Source organism: Glycomyces niveus, assembly GCF_017592475.1.
GTDB lineage: Bacteria > Actinomycetota > Actinomycetes > Mycobacteriales > Micromonosporaceae > Glycomyces > Glycomyces niveus.
Genome location: NZ_JAGFNP010000002.1, coordinates 62384 through 80043 on the forward strand (window position 1 = coordinate 62384; position 17660 = coordinate 80043).

The window sequence follows — 17660 nt, forward strand, 5'->3', positions numbered from 1 at the left end:
ACGGTCGATGTGCTTATACTCAACTCCAACGTTTCCGTTGGATTCTGAAAGGAGCCGTCCGATGGCCCGTCGAATCGCCACCGCCGTCGCGGTGGGCGCCGTGCTCGTCACCGTCGGCACCGCAGCGGCCGTGTACGCCGCCAACGACACCGATCCCGAACCCGACCTTCCGGAGCCCGACATGCAGACCGCGATGCACCTGGAGACCGATGCGCTGCAGGGCACCGGCCTGGAGATCCCGAAGGACTGGGCGATCGTCGACGTGCGCACCGAGCACCACGACGAGCGCGCGGTCACCGTCATACGCCACCAGCCCGACGAGATGCGCCTGGGCGGCCCGCACGCCACCGTCGTCGTCGACGCCGAGGGCACGATCCTCGGGTACACGCGCCTCACCGAGGAGGACGCCGGCGCGGCGCTCCTCGACGAGGCCGAGGCTGAGCGGCACGCGCGGAACTTCCTGCGCGAGCTCGACCCGGGCTACCTCGAAGGGCTCTCGGTGAACTTCGTGCAGCGGCACGACGAGGCGATCACGGCCGCCGACGGCACCGAGCTCACCGTCTCGGGCATGAAGGTCAAGTTCCACCACGACGGCGGCCTCTACGCCTGGGTCATCATCGGCCCGGACGGGCGCGTCCTGACCTTCGAGCGCGACATCGCCTGGGACTCGGGGCAAGGCCGGCGCGGCACCCAGATGTGGCTCCACGACTCGTGGATCGCGGCCTATGAGGGCACCGGGCCGCAGCCCGACGCGCCCTACGCGGTCGCGAAGCCCTAGACCTGCCAGGGGGTAGGAGGAAGCCGCGGGGAGGAGCGTCTCCCCGCGGCTTTCGCGTTGCTAGCCTTCGCGTTCGCGCAGGCCGGAGGACTCGAGGAAGTTCCGCAGCACCATCGCGGCGCCGCCGATGGCCGGGGCCTGCGAGACGTCCCCGGCGAGGTCGACCTGGACGGTGTGGACGTCCCGCATGAACACGGACCGGTCGAGCACCTCCTGGATCGCGTCCCGGTAGCGCGGGCCGAGGTCGGCGAAGGCCCGCCCGGCGAGCACGACGCGGCCGACGTCGAACATGTTCACCAGCGAGACGGTGCCGACCGCGAGCATCTGCGCCGAGACGTCGATGAGCGCGGCGGCGTCCGGGTCGCCCGCGAGCGCGGCCCGGCCGATGCGCATGAACGCGCCGAGCTGGTCGCCCTCGAGGTCGAGCCTGGCGGACAGGCCCGGGTGCTCCTTCGCGTCGCGCACCACCGCGTTCGGGCCGCCCACGAGTTCGAGGCAGCCGCGGTTGCCGCAGCCGCAGACCGTGCCGAGGGCGTCCACGGAGATGTGCCCGAGCTCGACCCCGTTCGAGGTCACGCCCCGGTACGGGAACCCGTCGAGGATCACCCCCGAGCCGATGCCGCCTGACATGAACACGACCGCGAAGCTCGACGCGGCGCTGTCCTGGGCCTGCACGCCGAGCCCGGCGGCGGTGGCGTCGTTCTCGATCCGCACCGGCAGGCCCGTGGCGGCCGCCAGCTCGGCCGCGAGCGGATACCCGCGCCACGCCGGCGCCGGGTACTCGGTGAGCAGGACGCCCGCGTCGCGGTCCTGCGGCCCGTGCGTGGCCAGCCCGATCCCGAGCACGCCCTCGCGCGGCACGCCCGAATCCGCTAGCAGCGCTTCGATCCTCGCCGCGTAGTCGAGGAGCACCGCCTTCGGCTCGCGGTCCCCGGACCCGGGCATGGCCGTCTGCGCCACGACTCTCCCGGCGAGGTCGACGACGACGCCGAGGGCCGTGTACCGGTCGAACTGGACGCCCACCATGTGCCGCGCGTCGGGCTGCAGCTCGAGGAGGCGCCGGGGCGTGCCGCGCGCCGAGCGGGCGGTGCCGACCTCGTGGACCATGCCGAGCGCGATGAGGCGGCGCACGGCGTGCGTCATGGTCGCCTGCGTCAGGCCGGTGGCCTCGGCGAGCTCCACGCGGCTGACGGTGGTGCGCTCCCTGACGAGGTCGAGCACCACGGCGAGCGTGGACATCCGCGTGTCCGAGCCGAACGCCCTCAAGGCGACCTCCTGTGCCTGGCGCGGCCGCCCCCCGGCGACCGATCCGCACCACCATACTTGCCCCGCGGACTCGTTCCGATCACGTTTCCGCCGACCTGCGCGCGCCCACCGGCATCGTCCGCAGCACGTGGAGCGCCCCGCCGATGGCCGCGGCCGTCTCGATGTTCGCGGCGAGGTGCACGACCGGGGGACTCAGCGTCCGCGAGAGCGCCCGCCGCTCGAGCTCGGCGGCGACGCGCGTCCGGTACAGCGGCCCGGCGGTGGCGAACGCGGGCCCGGCGAGCACGACCGTGTCGAGGTCGAAGAGGTTCACGAGCGTGACGGCGGCGCGGCCGATCCACTGCGCCGACCGCTCCAGCAGGGCCGTGGCCGCCCGGTCGCCGGAGCGCCAGGCGCGGGCGAGCCGTTCGAAGTCCGCGAGCGTGTCGGCCGGGTCGCCGCCGATGCCGAGCCGGTCGGCGAGGCCGGCGTCGGCGAGCGCCTGCTCCACGACCGCGCGCGGCCCGGCCTCGGCCTGCGCGCAGCCGCGGTTGCCGCAGAAGCACGGCGCCTCGCCGAGCGCGACATGGCCGATCTCGACGGCGTTGGAGGCCCGGCCCCGGTAGTTCTCGCCGTCGACGACGACCCCGCCGCCGATGCCCGATCCCATGTAGACGAGGCCGAACGTGTCGGTCGGGACGGCCCCGGCCCACTGCTCGCCGAAAGCCGCCGCGGTGGCGTCGTTCTCCAGCAGGACCGGGATGCCGAGCCGGTCGGCGAGGGTCGCGGTGAGCGGGAACTCGAGCCAGGCCGGATCGGGCTGGACGGTGAGGAGCACGCCGCGGTCGCGGTCCTGCGGGCCGTGGGTGACGAGCCCGGCCCCGAGCACGCGCTCATCCGCGATCCTGTTGCGCCGCAAGAGCGCTTCCACCTCCTCGGCGAGTGCGGCGATGGTCGTCTCGGGCGGTTCGCCGCCCGAGCCGCGCAGGCTCGCGGCCGCGACGCGGCTCCCGGCGAAGTCGAGCACGACGATCGTGGCGGTGGTGCGGTCGACTTGGATGCCGACGGCGTACCACGCGGCGGGGTCGAGTTCGAGCAGCCGCCGGGGCTGGCCGCGGCCGCGCTGGTGGCCGCGGCCGATCTCGTGGACGAGCCCGGCGTCGATGAGGCGGCGCACGGTGTTGGTGATGGTCGCGGGGGTCAGCCCGGTGCGCTCGGCGAGCTCGACGCGGCTCAGCGTGCCCTGCGTGCGCAGCAGGTCGAGCAGGCGTCCGGCCGTCGTGACCCGGCCGGCGGCGGTGTCGGCCATGCGGTGCTCCTCCTCGGACTGAACCGTTCAGCTGGGCGAAACTTCTTCTTGACACGTTTAATTTAACGCATTAATAATAAACTCGGCGCCCGGAGCGGACGCCACCCCTCCCGTCCCGCGGGAACTCCGCCCGCGGTCCTGAAAGGACAATGATGTCTCTCGATTTCCGGAAGCGGGGTGCCGCGGCGCTGCTCGCGGGCGCCGCCGCGCTCGGCCTGCTCGCCACCGGCTGCTCCTCGGGCGGCTCCGCCGGCGGCGACACCACGACGCTGGTCGCCTACACCGGCCAGGCCGGCGACTACCAGATCAACTTCAACCCCTTCTCGCCCTCCCGGATCGGCGCGCTCGGCACGATCTACGAGCCGCTGTTCTTCCACAACAAGGCCGAGGTCTCCGACCCGGTGCCGCTGCTGGGCACCGAATCCTCCTGGAGCGAGGACGGCACCGTGCTCTCGGTGACCCTCCGCGAGGGCGTCAAGTGGAGTGACGGCGAGGCGTTCACCGCCGACGACGTGGTCTTCACCTTCGACATGATCAAGAACAACCCCGCCATCAACACCGGCGGCTTCGACGGCACCGTCGCGGCCGTCGACGACACCCACGTCACCCTCACCTTCGCCGAGCCCTCGTTCGTGCGCGGGCCGGACCTCCTGAACACGCCGATCGTCCCCGAGCACCTGTGGAAGGACGTCAACCCGGCCGAGGACGTCATGGAGCAGCCCGTCGGCACCGGCGCGTGGCTCCTCGAGGACTTCAAGCCGCAGGCCTTCACCTACAAGGCCAACCCCGACTACTGGGGCGGCGAGCCCGCCGTGAAGCAGATCCGCTTCCTCGCGCTCTCGGGCAACCAGGCCGGCGCCGACGCGGTCGCCGCGGGCACCATCGACTGGCAGACCGGCCCGATCCCGGACATCCAGAACACGAACAAGAACTTCCCGAACTACGACGCCTACACCCAGGCGCAGAACCAGATGGTCCTCGCCACCTGCTCGAGCGCCGAGATGGGTTGCGAAGGGCCGCAGACCGACCCGGCCGTGCGCCAGGCGCTGTACTACGCGATGGACCGGTCGCAGATCAACAGCCTCGCGTTCATGGACACCGCCAGCGACATGTCGCCGACGTTCGCGCTGACCCCGAGCCAGGACTCGTTCGTCTCGGCCTCGGTCGCGGAGAAGACCGTGCCGATGGAGCCCGACACCGCCGAGGCCGCCGAACTCCTCGAGGCCGCCGGCTGGACCATGGGCGACGACGGCGTCTACGCCAAGGACGGCGAGCGGCTCTCGCTCACCATCGAGGTCGTGACCGGCTGGACGGACTACATCACCGCCGTCGACACCATCACCTCGCAGGCCGCCGCGGCCGGCATCGAGATCAAGTCCGCGCAGTCGTCCTGGAACGAGTGGACGGACAAGAAGGGCAAGGGCAACTTCCAGCTCGCCATCGACTCGCTGTGGCAGGGCCCGATCGCCGACCCGTACTACCTGTACGGCTACTTCTTCGAGTCCACCTCGGGCGCGAAGGTCGGCGAAGCCGCGGGCAACAACTACTCGCGCTACTCCAACCCGGTCGTGGACGAGGCGATGGCGGCGCTGGTGCAGCTGCCGCTCGACGACCCGGCCGCCCGTCAGCCGTACTTCGACGCCATCCAGGCCGAGATCGTGCGCGACATGCCGTACATCCCGATCCTGACCGGCGGCACGACGAGCGTCTGGAACACCGCGAAGTTCACCGGCTGGCCCTCCGACGACGACCTCTACGCCTTCCCGGCGGTCTGGTCGGCGATGGACGCCGCCGAGATCTTCAAGCAGCTCGAGCCGAAGGGGTAGCGGGGCCCGTCGCCCCCGAAGGAGAACCGCATGAGCTACTTCCTGCGCAAAATCGGCTTCTACGCCGTCGCCCTGTGGGCCGCGCTGACGCTGAACTTCGCGATCCCGCGGATGCTCCCGGGCAACCCGGTCGACATCCTGCTGGCCAAGCTCCAGCAGCGCGGCGGCCAGATCACGCCCGAGACCAGGAAGGCGTATGCGCTCCTCCTCGGGGGCGACGACTCCCAGCCGCTGTGGCGGCAGTACCTCGACTACCTGGGCAACCTCTTCCAAGGGGACCTGGGCGTCTCGGTGAGCTACTACCCGGCGCCCGTGAGCGAGGTGATCGGCCAGTCCCTGCCGTGGACGGTGGTCCTCGTGGGGCTGGCGACGGTCATCGCCGCCGTCCTCGGCGTCGCGCTCGGCGCGTTCGTCGGCTGGAAGCCGGGCACCTGGCTCGACTCCCTCATCCCCGCGACGACACTGCTCGCCGCCGTCCCGTACTTCTGGCTGGCGCTGCTGCTCACCTACCTGCTCGCCCGCGTCCTCGGCTGGTTCCCGCTGCAGGGCGGCTACGACGTGGTGCTCACCCCCGGCTGGAACCCCGAGTTCATCGCCTCGGCCATCCAGTACGGGTTCCTGCCCGCGCTCACCATCGTGCTCGCCTCCATCGGCGGCTGGCTCCTGGGCATGCGCAACATGATGGTCTCCACCCTCTCCGAGGACTACATCCTCACCGCCGAGGCGAAGGGGCTCTCCCCGCGGAAGATCCTGCGCTCCTACGCCTCCCGCAACGCGGTGCTGCCCTCGGTGGCGGGCTTCGCGATCTCGCTCGGCTTCGTCGTCTCGGGCTCGGTGATCACCGAGCAGGTCTTCTCCTACCCCGGGATCGGCGGCCGCCTCCTCGGCGCGGTGTCCAACAACGACTACGCGCTCATGCAGGGGCTCTTCCTCTTCATCACCCTCGCCGTCCTCGGCGCCAACCTCGTGGTCGACCTGCTGTACGGCCTGATCGACCCGCGCACCCGCGCCCGGTCCTGACGGGAGACGCCCCATGACGAACCTGAAACCCTCCAGCGAGCCCTCGGTCGCCGACAGCGCCGAACTGCTCGCCGAGACCTCCGCCGAGGCGGGCCGCAAGCCGCGCGCGGGCTGGCGCATGCTCCTGCCCACCATGACCCCCTGGCTCGCGGTCGGACTCGGCCTCATCGCCGCCATCACCCTGTTCGGCCTCATCGGCCCGCTCTTCGTCGGCGACCCGCGGACCATCCGCGACATGGGCCTCACCCCGCCCTCCGCCGACTTCTGGCTCGGCACCACCCAGACCGGCCAGGACGTCCTCGCCCAGCTCGCCTACGCCACCCGCGGCTCGCTCCAGATCGGCGTCATCGTCGGCCTCCTCGCCACCGCGCTCTCGGCGTTCTTCGGCATCTACGGCGCCTACCGCGGCCGCGTCGTCGACGAGGCGTTCTCCTTGTTCACCAACGTGTTCCTGGTGATCCCCGGCCTCCCGCTGGTCATCGTGATCTCCGGGTTCGTCCCGGCCGAGAGCCGCGGACTGTGGACGATCGCCATCGTCCTGGCCGTCACCAGCTGGGCCGGCTCCGCCCGCGTCCTGCGCGCCCAGACCCTCTCGGTGCGCAACCGCGACTACGTGGCCGCCTCCCAGGTCTCCGGCGAACGCCCCTGGCGGGTGATCGTCGTGGAGATCCTGCCGAACCTGCTCCCGGTCATCGCCTCCCAGTTCGTGTTCGCCGTCATCGCCGCGATCCTCGGCGAAGCGGGCCTTTCCTTCATCGGCCTCGGCGCCTCCAACTCCTCGACCCTCGGCACGATGCTCTTCTACGCCCAGAACGGGTTCGCGCTCTCACTCGGCGCCTGGTGGTGGTTCGTCCCGCCCGGACTCATCATCGCCCTCTTCGGCATGGGGCTCTCCCTCGTCAACTTCTCCATCGACGAGATCATCAACCCAAAGCTCAAGAACCTCCGGCTCCACCGCAAGCGGGCCCGCCGCGCGGCCCGCCTCGAACGCGAACTCGCCCAGGCCGCCCCGCAAGTGCCCTCCCAGCAGACCAAGGAGACCGCGCGATGACCGCCGACCAGCGCCAGGCGGTGCTCACCGTCGAAGACCTCACCGTCGTCTACGAGACCGAGGCGCCGGTGACCGCCGTCAAGCACGCCGACCTCGTCCTCCACAAAGGAGAGATCCTCGGTCTCGCCGGCGAGTCCGGCTGCGGCAAGACCACCCTCGCCTACGCCGTCAACCGCCTCCACCGGCCCCCGGCCCGCATCGCCACCGGCCGCATCACCTTCCACGGCGACGACGGCGACACCGACATCCTCGCCCTCGACGACACCCGACTGCGCGCCTTCCGCTGGGAACGCCTCTCCATGGTCTTCCAAGGCGCCATGAACGCCCTCAACCCCGTCACCACCGTCCGCGCGCAACTCAAGGACACCCTCCTCGCGCACCGGCCCCGCATGTCCCGCAAGGAGATCCGCGAACGCTCCGAAGACGTCCTCACCCGCGTCGGCGTCGACCCCCGCCGTCTCGGCTCCTACCCCCACGAGCTCTCCGGCGGCATGCGCCAGCGCGTCATGATCGCCATGGCCATGCTCCTCGAACCCCAGATCATGATCATGGACGAGCCCACCACCGCCCTCGACGTCGTCGTCCAGCGCGACATCCTCCGCGAGATCGTGCGCCTGAGGGACGAACTCGACTTCGCCGTCATCTTCATCACCCACGACCTGCCGCTGCTCCTGGAGATCAGCGACCGCATCGCCGTCATGCTCGACGGCGAGATCGTCGAACTCGAGACCGCCGACCGCCTCTACCGCGACGCGCAGCACCCCTACACCCGCAAACTCCTCGGCTCCTTCCCGAGCCTCTCGGGAGCGCGCGGCGCGTTCATCCGCACCGGCGTCGACGAGACCGCCGAGACCGCCCCCGCACTGGAAGAGGAGCGAGCATGACCAGCGTCAAGGTCACCGACCTCGTCAAGGACTACACGCTCCGATCAGGACTCAAACACACCCGCCTGCGCGCCGTCGACCACGTGAGCCTCGAACTCGCCCCCGGCCGCACCGTCGCGCTCGTCGGCGAGTCCGGCTCCGGCAAGTCCACCATCGCGAAGATCCTCACCCGAATGGAACGGCCCACCTCCGGCACCGTCGACGTCCGCCTCGACGACGGCACCCCCGTCGCCGGCGCCCACTACCGCCGCGAAGTCCAGATGGTCTTCCAAGACCCCTTCGCCTCCCTCAACCCCTTCCACTCCATCGAGCACCACATCGCTCGGCCCCTGAAGATCCACGGCCGCACCAGAACCCGGGACGAGACCCACGCGCGCGTCCTCGACATGCTCGAACGCGTCAACCTCGGCCCCGCCGAGCACATCGCGTCCCGGCGGCCCCACGAGCTCTCCGGCGGCCAGCGCCAGCGCGTCGCCATCGCGAGGGCGCTCGCCCCCGGCGCGCAGGTGCTCATCGCCGACGAACCGGTGTCCATGCTGGACGTCTCGATCCGCCTGGGCGTGCTCAACCTCCTCGGCCGCCTCCAGCGCGAAGACCGGCTCGCCGTCCTCTACATCACCCACGACCTCGCCACCGCCCGCCACTTCTCCGACGAGATCGTGGTCCTCTACCGTGGCCGCGTCGTCGAACGCGGGCCGTCAGACGCCGTGATCCTCGACCCGCACCACGCCTATACGAAACTCCTCGCGCTGGCCGCGCCCGACCCGGAGCGGCCGGGCCGGGTGACTTCGGAGGCGCCGGTCGACCGCGAGCCGATCGACAACGGCACCTGCTACGACCACTTCGCGGGCGAGTGGCGCGAGGCCGGGGTACCCGCCGCCGAGGCGGAGGCCGCCGTGCCCGCCGACTGAACCCTGAACTCGCCCTTCCCGATCCGCCATCCCTCACGCACGCCTGTCCATCAGACCAATGAGGAGCCAACCGTGACCCACCCGCCGACCTTCCGCGCCCTGCACGAGGGATGGACGCTGACCGCCGCCGATCTCGCCGCCGACGCCCCCGCTGAACTGGCGAATACGCTCGGCGCCGGCATCCCGGCCGCCGTCCCCGGCGAGGCCCACCTGGACCTGCATCGCGCGGGGCTCATCGCCGACCCGTTCGACGGCGGCAACGAGGCCGCGCAGCAGTGGATCGGCGACACGGCCTGGCGGTTCACGACCGTGTTCGACTGGAGTGACGACGGCTCGGCGCGCCATGACCTGGTGGCGGCGGGCCTCGACACGGTCGCGGTCCTGGAGCTCAACGGGATCGAGATCGCCCGCACCGAGAACATGCACCGGAGCTACCGCTGGGACGTGCGCGATGCCTTGCGGGAAGGCGAGAACACGCTCACGGTGACGTTCGCGGCCCCGGTGTCCGAGGCGGTGGCCCGCGCCGAGCGCTACGGCGCGCTGCCGCGCACCAACCACCATGACTACAACCAGCTGCGGAAGATGGCCTGCTCCTTCGGCTGGGACTGGGGCGTCGACGTGGCGGGCGCGGGCATCTGGAAGCCCATCGGCCTGGAATCCTGGTCGGGGGTGCGCGTCGCGTCGGTGCGGCCGCTCGTGGACGTGCACGGCACGGACGGCGTCCTCACGGCGCACGTGGACATCGAGCGCGACACCGCCGAGCCGGTGGAGGTCCGCGTCGAGGTCACCGGACCCGCAGGCGGGACCTGGACCGCGACGGCCGTGGTCGAACCCGGGAGCGACTCGGCCGCGATCGGCGTCACGGTTCCGGATGCCGAACTGTGGTGGCCGGTCGGCCACGGCGCCCAGCCGCTCTACGGCGTCAAGGTGACCGCCGGAGACTCTACTTGGGATGGCAGGGTCGGCTTCCGCACCGTCGAACTCGACACCGAACCCGACGAGGCCGGGGCGCCGTTCCTCCTGAAGGTCAACGGGGAGCTCGTCCTCGTGCGCGGCGCGAACTGGATCCCCGACCACGCCTTCCTCACCGAGATCGACCGCGACCGGTACGCGCGTCGCGTCGCGGACGCCCTCGAGGCGAACGTCAACCTGCTGCGCGTGTGGGGTGGCGGGATCTATGAGTCCGATGACTTGTACGACCTCGCCGATGAGCACGGCCTGCTCATGTGGCAGGACTTCCTGTTCGCTTGCGCCGCTTACCGCGAGGCCGACCCGCTGCGCTCGGAGATCGAGGCCGAGGCCCGCGAGAACGTGGCCCGGCTCAGTCCGCATCCGTCGCTCGTGATCTGGAACGGCAACAACGAGAACACCTGGGGCTCGGTCGACTGGAGTTGGGCGCACCGCCTCGACGGGCGCGGCTGGGGCGACCGGTACTACACGGAGATCCTGCCGGCGATCCTCGCCGAGCTCGACCCGACCCGCCCGTACTCGCCCGCGAGTCCGTACTCCTTCGGCGACTACCGCCACCCCAACGACGAGCGGTACGGGACCATGCACGTGTGGGACGTGTGGAACCGCGTCGACTACACGGTGTACGCCGACTACCTGGCGCGCTTCGTGTCCGAGTTCGGCTTCCAGGCCCCGCCCGCGTGGTCGACGCTGGTCTCGGTGGTGCACGACGAGCCGCTCGACCCGTTCGGCGAGCAGATGCTGGTGCACCAGAAGGCCAACCGCGGCAACGAGAAGCTGCAGCGCGGCTGGCAGGGCCACCTGCCCGACCCGTCGTCCATCGAGGACTGGCACTGGACCACGCAGCTGAACCAGGCCCAGGCGATCCGCTTCGGCGTCGAGCACTACCGGTCGCTCACGCCGCACAACACCGGCACGATCCTGTGGCAGCTCAACGACAACTGGCCCGTGGTCTCCTGGGCCGCGGTCGACTTCGAGGGCCATCGCAAGCCGCTGTGGCACGCCCTGCGGGACGTGTACGCGCCGCGCCTGGCCACGCTCCAGCCGCGCCCGTCGGAGGCGAGCCGCGCGGAGGCCTGGGAAGGGCTCATGCCCGAGTTCGACCAGCTCGCGCTGGTCCTCGTCAACGACACCGGGGAGGCGTACTCCGGTGCGTTCACCGTGACCCGCGAGTCCTTCGACGGCACGGTGCTCACGAAGGCCGTGGTCGAGGCGAGTGTCGCCGCGCGGGACGGCGCGACGATCGCCCTCCCGGCCGAGGTCGCGGCGTTCGGCGACCCGAAGGCGGAGTTCATCCGGGCCGAGGGCGACGGGTTCGCGCCCGCGTTCCGCTACGGGGCCGAGGTGGTCGACCAGGCGCTCGACCCGAGCCCGTTCACCGTGGCGGCCGAAGCGGCCGAAGGCGGCTGCGTCCTGCACGTGACCGCGACGTCGCTGGTGCGCGACCTGTTCTGCCACGCGGACAAGGTCGACCCGGCCGCCCGCGCCGAACAGGGCATGATCACGCTCCGCGCGGGCGAGTCGGCCCGGATCGCGGTCGCCTCACCCGGCGGCGAGCCGGAGGCGTTCGCGGCGGCCCTCCGCTGCGCCAACGACCTGCTGGGAGAGTGACGCCGGCGTCGTGAGGGCCTGATCCAGATCGGCGATCAGGTCCTCCGGCGCCTCGAGGCCGATCGAGAGCCGCACCAGGCTCGCCGCGGGCTTGGCCTCGGCCGCGACGGGCCGGTGCGTGAGCGCGGCCGGGTGCTGGATCAGCGAGTCCACGCCGCCCAGCGACACGGCGTGCGTGAACAGCCGCACCGCCGAAGTCATCTGCGCGGCCTGCCCGTACCCGCCGCGCAGGTCGACCGCGACCATCGCGCCGGTGCCGCGCATCTGCCGCCCGAGCAGCCCCTTCGGGTCGCCGTCGGACCCGGGGTAGTGGACACGGGCCACGCTCGGGTGGCGCTCGAGCCAGGCCGCGACCTGCTGCGCCCCCGCCTGCTGCGCCCGCACCCGCACCGGCAGCGTCGTCAGTCCCCTGTGGAGCAGATAGGCGCCGAGCGGGTGCAGCAGCCCGCCCGTCACCGCCCGCACCCGCCGCAGCGCTGCCGCCGTCTCCTCACTGCACGCGATCACCCCGGCGACCACATCGCCGTGCCCGCCCAGGTACTTCGTGGCGCTGTGCAGCACCATCGCGGCACCGAAGTCGATCGGGTTCTGCAGCACCGGCGTCGCGAACGTGTTGTCCACGAGCACCGGAACGCCTCGCGCCGCTTCCACTACCGCGCGAATGTCGACCAGCTCCAGCGTCGGGTTCGCCGGGGTCTCCAGCACGACCATCGCCGTGTCCGGCCGGATCGCGGCCGCCACCTCGTCGGCCGCGCAGAACTCGGTCTCGGTCCCCAACAGGCCCGAGGACAGGAGGTGGTCGGTCCCGCCGTACAGCGGCCGCACCGCCACGATGTGCCGCCCCGTCCCGGCCGCCAGGATCGCGGCGGTCATCGCGGCCATCCCCGACGAGAACGCCACCGCCGCCTCCGCGTGCTCCAGCCGCGCCAGCGCCGACTCGAACCGCGCCACGGTCGGGTTCCAGAGGCGCGCGTACACCGCGCCGCCTTCGGCGGTCGGCATGCCGCCGTCGGCCATCGACTCGTACGAGAGCCCGCCGACCTCGATGCCGGGGAGGGGGTTGGTCGAGGACAGGTCGAGGGGGAGCGCGTGGACGCCCAGCTCGGCCAGGTCTTCCCGGCCCGCGTGAACGGCGACGGTGTCGAACTGCAGGTGAGGCGAGATCATGCCCAGAATCTAGGTGGAACCACAACAACCTGCAATACTGTCCGTGGAAACCCGCATCAATCGCGGGAATCCGTGAACTATCCGCGATGGGAGCGAGTATGGCGGGCGAGTGGCCGAAGAAAACGCAACCCCCGTCGGGGCTCGACGGCACCGACCTGGCGATCCTCGCCGCGCTCGTCGAGGACGGGCGCATGACGAACGCCGCGCTCGCCGCGCGCGCGGGCGTCGCCGAGTCCACGTGCGCCTACCGGCTCCGCGCTCTGCGCGAATCGGGCGTCCTCACCGGGATCGCCGCGCACCTCGACCCGGCCGCGCTCGGCCGCCCGCTGCACGCGATCATCAAGGTGCGCTTGGGAAGCCACAGCCGCGAGCATGTGCACCACCTCTACGACCGGCTCGTGGAGCTGCCCGGGGTGATGACCGTGTTCCATGTGGGCGGCGACGACGACTTCCTCCTCCATGTGGCGGTGGCCGGACCGGAGGCGCTGCGCGACCTCATCCTGGAGCACGTCACCGCCCACGCGGTGGTGCGGCAGACCGAGACCCAGCTGGTCTTCGAGGTGCGCGACGGGCGCGGCGTGCTGCCCGGCTGAGCCCGGATGCGATGCTGAACGTTCAGCCATCAACGAGGAGGCGGCATGGGCAAGGTGGTCTGCGGGATCTCGATCTCGCTCGACGGCTATTCGGCGGGGCTCGACCAGACCGAGGAGCGCCCGTTCGGCGACGACGGGAGCGGCGGCACCGGCGAGCGCATGCACGCCTGGATGTTCGAGACCCCCGAGGAGAACCCCGAGGAGATCGCCCAGATGACCGCCGCCAAGGCGTTCATCATGGGCCGCAACATGTTCGGCCCGGTCCGCGGCGAATGGGACCGGGAGTGGAACGGCTGGTGGGGCCCCAACCCGCCCTACCATGCACCGGTCTTCGTGCTCACCCACCACGCGCGCGAGCCCCAGCCGATGGAGGGCGGCACGACCTACACGTTCGTCACCGACGGCATCGAATCGGCGCTCGCTCAGGCGCGCGAGGCCGCCGGGGACGGCGAGATCGCGGTCATGGGCGGCGCGACCACGGTGAACCAGTTCCTCGCCGCCGGGCTCATCGACGAGCTGCGGCTCCACATCACACCGTTCACCATGGGCGCCGGCACGCGCCTCTTCGAGGGCGTGGGGCAGCTGAACCTGGAGCAGGTGAGCGTCCGCGCCGCGACCGGCGTGACGCACGTGGTCTACCGCGTCCTGCGCTGAGGGCGGATCAGAGGGCGGGGAGCACCCGGGTGGTGACCAGGCCGATGTCGCGCATGAACCGCTCGAGCGCGATCGCGGCGATGCCCTCCATGCCGCACGTGGGGGAGACCTCGATCTCGAGGTCGGCCGCCGCGTCGCCGGGGGAGTCCTCGCGGACGCGGCGGCGCACGATCGGAGCGACCCGCTCGCGCCACGCCGGCCATGCGGCCCAACCGGTCAGGGCGATGACCTCGGGGTTGAGGATGGCCACGAGGTCGGCGAGCGCGGCGCCGAGGTAGTGGGCGCTGCGCTCGATCGCGGCGGTCGCGGCCGGGTCCCCGGCCTTGACGGCGTCGGCGAGGGCCTCGACGAGGTCGAACCCCTCGGGTCCGTCGGCGAGCGAGCGGTCGGCGGCGAGCGGGTGGTCCGGGGCGATCTCGGCTAGGGTCCGCCTGATCCCGGGAACGCCGACATAGGCCTCGACGCAGCCCTTGCGGCCGCACTGGCATTGGCGCCCTTCGAAGACGAGGAGGCTGTGGCCCCATTCGCCCGCCGCGTTCGTGGCCCCGCGGACGACCGCGCCGTCCTGGATGATGCCCGCGCCGACCCCGTACCCGAGGCTGACGGCGACCGCGTTCGCGACGCGCCGCCCGGCGCCGAGCCACAGCTCCGCGGTGGCGATGGCCTTGAGCGGGTTGTCGACCACGACCGGCAGGCCGAGCCGGTCGCGCAGGCGGTCGAGGTGGAGCCAGATCGCGTCGGGCGCGGTCGCGGCCTTCACCGGCCGCTGCATGCCGCCGGGCAGGAGGATGCCGACGCCGATGACGTCCTCGCGCTTCGCTCGGGCGCGTTCGAGGACGGTGTCGAACGCCCCGTCGATCCAGGCGATGACGTCGTCGGCGTCCGCCACGGAGGCCGCCGAGGTGACTTCGACGGTGGCGAGTTCGCCGAGCGCCGCGTCGAACACGGTCGCCTCCAGGTACCGGTCCTCGAGGTAGAAGCCGACGACCCGGCCGCGGTCGGGGTCGAGCCGCAGCCCGGTGGTCGGGCGCCCGACGGTCACGGGCAGCGGGCCCGTCTCGGCGAGGATGCCGTACTTGAGCAGGTCCTGGACGATCGTGGAGACGGTGCCGAGGCTCAGGCCGGTGGCCTCGGCCAGGTCGCCGCGGGTGGATTCGCCCGCCGCGAGCAGCGCCCGCATGACCACGAGCCGCGATTCGCTGCGGATGTCGCGTGAAGTGAGCCGTGCGACGGCCATGAACCCTCCCGAAAGTTCGGCCTTGAACCCTAACAAAGGGTCCCGGCGCGCCGCCTCCGAGAAAACCGATGATTCCCGTCCCCGGGTCTCGTCTGATCCCTAGCGGGCGAACGGCTCGCGGCACACGGAACGGAGCCATCGTGAACCCCGAACCCGAACGCGCGGCCCTGGTCAGGCGCCAGGAGATGCAGCGCGCGCACGTCCTCGGCATCCTCGGGGGCCTCGACGAGCAGGCGCTGCGCGAACCGGCCGTGCCCTCCGGCTGGAGCTGCCTCGACCTCGTCCACCATCTCGCGATCGACGTGGAGCGGTTCTGGCTCCGCGCCGTCATGGGCGGCGAGCGGGACGCCATCGACTCGTTCGCCGTCGACGGCGGCGCGTGGACCGCCCCGCCGGAACTCTCGCCCGCCGAGGTCTTCGACCTGTACCGGCGGGAGGCGGCGCTCGGCGACGCGGCGGTGGCCGCGCGGCCCCTCGACGCCGGCCCGGCCTGGTGGCCCGACCGCTACGGCCCCTGGCGGATCGGGGCGTTCCGCGAGGTCATGCTGCACGTCATCACCGACACCGCCGGCCACGCGGGCCAGCTCGACATCGTCCGTGAACTGCGCGACGGCCGTCAGTGGCTCGTCGTCGACTGACCCGTCCCGATGTCGCTGGGCCAAGGAGACGCACAGGATCGCCGCGGTGGCGACCGTCGGCTGGATCCGCATCATCCGGACGCGGCTCGCGAAGACCCGCGGAGCCCCGGAGGACTGACGAGACGACGACCGCGGCCGCACCCGATGGTGCGGCCGCGGCCTGTCATTCGGTGTCAGGACCAGTCGTCGAGGACGTCGTCGATGGCGCTGTTGAAGTCGGCGACCTCGGCGTAGACGCCCGGGCTGCCCGCTACGCCGCAGCCGTCGCCCCAGCTGACGATGCCGACGAGGATCAGCTCGCCGTCCTCCTCGGCCATGATCGGCCCGCCGGAGTCGCCGTCGCACGCATCGATCCCACCGTTCTCGAGGTCGCCCGCGCAGAGCATGGTCTGCGCGTCGAACGCGTCGCCGTAGGCCGCCTCGCAGTCGTCATCGCTGACGAACGGGACCTCGACGCGTTGCGCGACCGCGGGATAGGTGTCGTCGCCGAGGTTGCCCCAGCCCGCGGTCTCGAGGACGTCGAACTCCTCGGGCTCGGTGCCCACGTCGATCGGCTCGGCGTCGATGGGCTCGTCGAGGAGGATGAGACCCCAGTCGTTGGCGAGGTCGACCGGCTCGTTGTAGTCGTGGGCGATGTGGAAGTCGGCCACGGCCGTCTCGACGAGGTCATCGGATTCGAGGTCCACCGAACCGGAGAAGACCACCATCTCGTCGGGAGAGTCGAAGATCTCGAGGCAGTGCGCGGCGGTGAGGATGACGGTCTCGGTGAGGACCGAGCCGCCGCAGCGCTGGCGTTCGAACGGGGTGCCGTCGCCCGCGTAGCCGAGGCCCACGAGCCAGGGGTACTGGCCCTCGGCGGCGGGCTCGCCGCCGACGATCTTGGTTTCGAAGTCGCCTCCGGCCGCCGGCTCCTCCGCGTTCGCGGCGAGGCCGGTCCAGGTGAGGGCCACGGCGCCGAGGCCGGCGGCGACGCCGGCGCCGAGGCGGAGGAGGTGCTTCCGCTTCCTGTCCACTGTGAATCCTTTCGGGGTGAAGGTGAGGGTTGGGCCCGATCGGCCCACCCGTGCCCGAAAATATCCGCATCGTTCCGGGACCCCTCCCGAAGCGCTTGTGGTGCTTCACAGATGCCGCGCGTCGCCGAGCCGCAGCACCAGCCGCCCGCGGTAGAGGTCGTCCTCGTGGAGGACGGTGATGCTGCCTGACGGCGCTTTGAAGAGCGCGTACCCGAGCGCTTCGAGCGGCATCTTGATCCAGGCGGCGACCGCGAATGAGAACGCGTGGCCGTGGGTCACGATGATCTGGTGCTCGCACGGGCGGCTCACGATGTCGTCGACGGCCGCATAGATCCGTTGCGCGAGTTCGGCCCTCGATTCGGCGCCGGGAATGACGAGGTGAGCCATCCGGTCGCCGTTCACCGGCGGCGGCGTGAGCAGCTCGTCCCAGCGCGCCTGCGGGTGGCCTTCGGCCTCGCCCCAGGAGCTTTCGCGCAGGCGTGCGTCGAGGACCGGTTCGAGGTCGAACCGCTTGCCGATCGCGTCGGCGGTCTGGCTGGTGCGCTTGAGGTCCGAGGAGTAGAGCTCCACTGTGGCGTCGTCGGGGATCGCGGTGCGCAGCGCCTCGCTGATGCGTCCGGCCGCTTCGACTCCGGCCGGGGTGAGGTCCGAGTCGTGCCAGCCGCCGACGATGCCGTCGACGTGGTGCGTCGCCTGCGGATGGGTGACGACGTAGAGGGTGCGCATGAGGGACCTGCCTTTTCGATAGGGGACC

16 protein-coding genes are annotated in these 17660 nt (G+C 71.4%); 10 read left to right on the forward strand and 6 right to left on the reverse strand.

The window, feature by feature from the left end; translation table 11 throughout:
- The first annotated feature begins 61 nt into the window (after positions 1-61).
- Complete coding sequence (locus J5V16_RS03205; RefSeq protein WP_208494566.1) at positions 62-778, forward strand: hypothetical protein; 717 nt, start codon at positions 62-64, stop codon at positions 776-778.
- Between the two features lie 60 nt (positions 779-838).
- Here the strand turns inward: J5V16_RS03205 and J5V16_RS03210 are convergent, their stop codons facing one another.
- Together J5V16_RS03210 and J5V16_RS03215 are read right to left on the reverse strand one after the other, a co-directional pair.
- Positions 839-2017: an ROK family transcriptional regulator gene (locus J5V16_RS03210; protein WP_208494567.1), complete on the reverse strand. Its 1179-nt coding sequence runs from the start codon at positions 2015-2017 to the stop codon at positions 839-841.
- A gap of 106 nt (positions 2018-2123) precedes the next feature.
- Positions 2124-3332: an ROK family transcriptional regulator gene (locus tag J5V16_RS03215; protein WP_208494568.1), complete on the reverse strand. Its 1209-nt coding sequence runs from the start codon at positions 3330-3332 to the stop codon at positions 2124-2126.
- A 152-nt stretch (positions 3333-3484) separates the two neighbouring features.
- On the opposite strand from J5V16_RS03215, the gene J5V16_RS03220 reads away from it, so the two are divergent.
- From J5V16_RS03220 to J5V16_RS03245, 6 genes are all read left to right on the forward strand, one after another.
- Complete coding sequence (locus J5V16_RS03220; protein ID WP_208494569.1) at positions 3485-5158, forward strand: ABC transporter substrate-binding protein; 1674 nt, start codon at positions 3485-3487, stop codon at positions 5156-5158.
- Between the two features lie 30 nt (positions 5159-5188).
- Positions 5189-6178 carry an ABC transporter permease gene (locus J5V16_RS03225; RefSeq protein WP_208494570.1) on the forward strand — a complete coding sequence of 330 codons (990 nt, stop codon included), beginning with the start codon at positions 5189-5191 and terminating at the stop codon, positions 6176-6178.
- 13 nt (positions 6179-6191) lie between these two features.
- The gene (locus tag J5V16_RS03230) at positions 6192-7229 is read left to right on the forward strand and encodes an ABC transporter permease (RefSeq protein WP_208494571.1); all 1038 of its coding nucleotides are present in this window, start codon (positions 6192-6194) and stop codon (positions 7227-7229) included.
- Entirely contained in the window at positions 7226-8113 is an 888-nt protein-coding gene (locus tag J5V16_RS03235; RefSeq protein ID WP_208494572.1) for an ABC transporter ATP-binding protein, read from the forward strand. The genes J5V16_RS03230 and J5V16_RS03235 overlap by 4 nt, the downstream gene beginning before the upstream one ends.
- Positions 8110-9024 carry an ABC transporter ATP-binding protein gene (locus J5V16_RS03240; protein WP_208494573.1) on the forward strand — a complete coding sequence of 305 codons (915 nt, stop codon included), beginning with the start codon at positions 8110-8112 and terminating at the stop codon, positions 9022-9024. The genes J5V16_RS03235 and J5V16_RS03240 overlap by 4 nt, the downstream gene beginning before the upstream one ends.
- 72 nt (positions 9025-9096) lie before the next feature.
- Positions 9097-11604 (forward strand): glycoside hydrolase family 2 protein, encoded by a 2508-nt coding sequence (locus J5V16_RS03245; RefSeq protein ID WP_208494574.1) that lies wholly within the window; start codon positions 9097-9099, stop codon positions 11602-11604.
- Here J5V16_RS03245 and J5V16_RS03250 read toward each other — a convergent pair.
- Entirely contained in the window at positions 11536-12771 is a 1236-nt protein-coding gene (locus J5V16_RS03250) for a trans-sulfuration enzyme family protein (protein ID WP_208494575.1), read from the reverse strand. The genes J5V16_RS03245 and J5V16_RS03250 overlap by 69 nt on opposite strands.
- A gap of 98 nt (positions 12772-12869) precedes the next feature.
- On the opposite strand from J5V16_RS03250, the gene J5V16_RS03255 reads away from it, so the two are divergent.
- Together J5V16_RS03255 and J5V16_RS03260 are read left to right on the forward strand one after the other, a co-directional pair.
- Positions 12870-13364, forward strand: a complete 495-nt coding sequence (locus J5V16_RS03255) for an Lrp/AsnC family transcriptional regulator (protein ID WP_208494576.1) — start codon at positions 12870-12872, stop codon at positions 13362-13364.
- Positions 13365-13409: 45 nt separating this feature from the next.
- Positions 13410-14018 carry a dihydrofolate reductase family protein gene (locus tag J5V16_RS03260; protein WP_208494577.1) on the forward strand — a complete coding sequence of 203 codons (609 nt, stop codon included), beginning with the start codon at positions 13410-13412 and terminating at the stop codon, positions 14016-14018.
- A gap of 7 nt (positions 14019-14025) precedes the next feature.
- Here J5V16_RS03260 and J5V16_RS03265 read toward each other — a convergent pair whose 3' ends face one another.
- Positions 14026-15255 (reverse strand): ROK family transcriptional regulator, encoded by a 1230-nt coding sequence (locus J5V16_RS03265; protein WP_208494578.1) that lies wholly within the window; start codon positions 15253-15255, stop codon positions 14026-14028.
- A gap of 140 nt (positions 15256-15395) precedes the next feature.
- On the opposite strand from J5V16_RS03265, the gene J5V16_RS03270 reads away from it, so the two are divergent.
- A complete protein-coding gene (locus tag J5V16_RS03270; RefSeq protein ID WP_208494579.1) occupies positions 15396-15893 on the forward strand; it encodes a mycothiol transferase in 498 nt (165 codons plus the stop codon).
- 173 nt (positions 15894-16066) lie between these two features.
- On the opposite strand, the gene J5V16_RS03275 is transcribed toward J5V16_RS03270, so the two are convergent.
- A complete protein-coding gene (locus J5V16_RS03275) occupies positions 16067-16906 on the reverse strand; it encodes a S1 family peptidase (RefSeq protein ID WP_208494580.1) in 840 nt (279 codons plus the stop codon).
- A gap of 105 nt (positions 16907-17011) precedes the next feature.
- Entirely contained in the window at positions 17012-17632 is a 621-nt protein-coding gene (locus J5V16_RS03280; RefSeq protein WP_208494581.1) for a histidine phosphatase family protein, read from the reverse strand.
- Positions 17633-17660 lie beyond the last annotated feature (28 nt).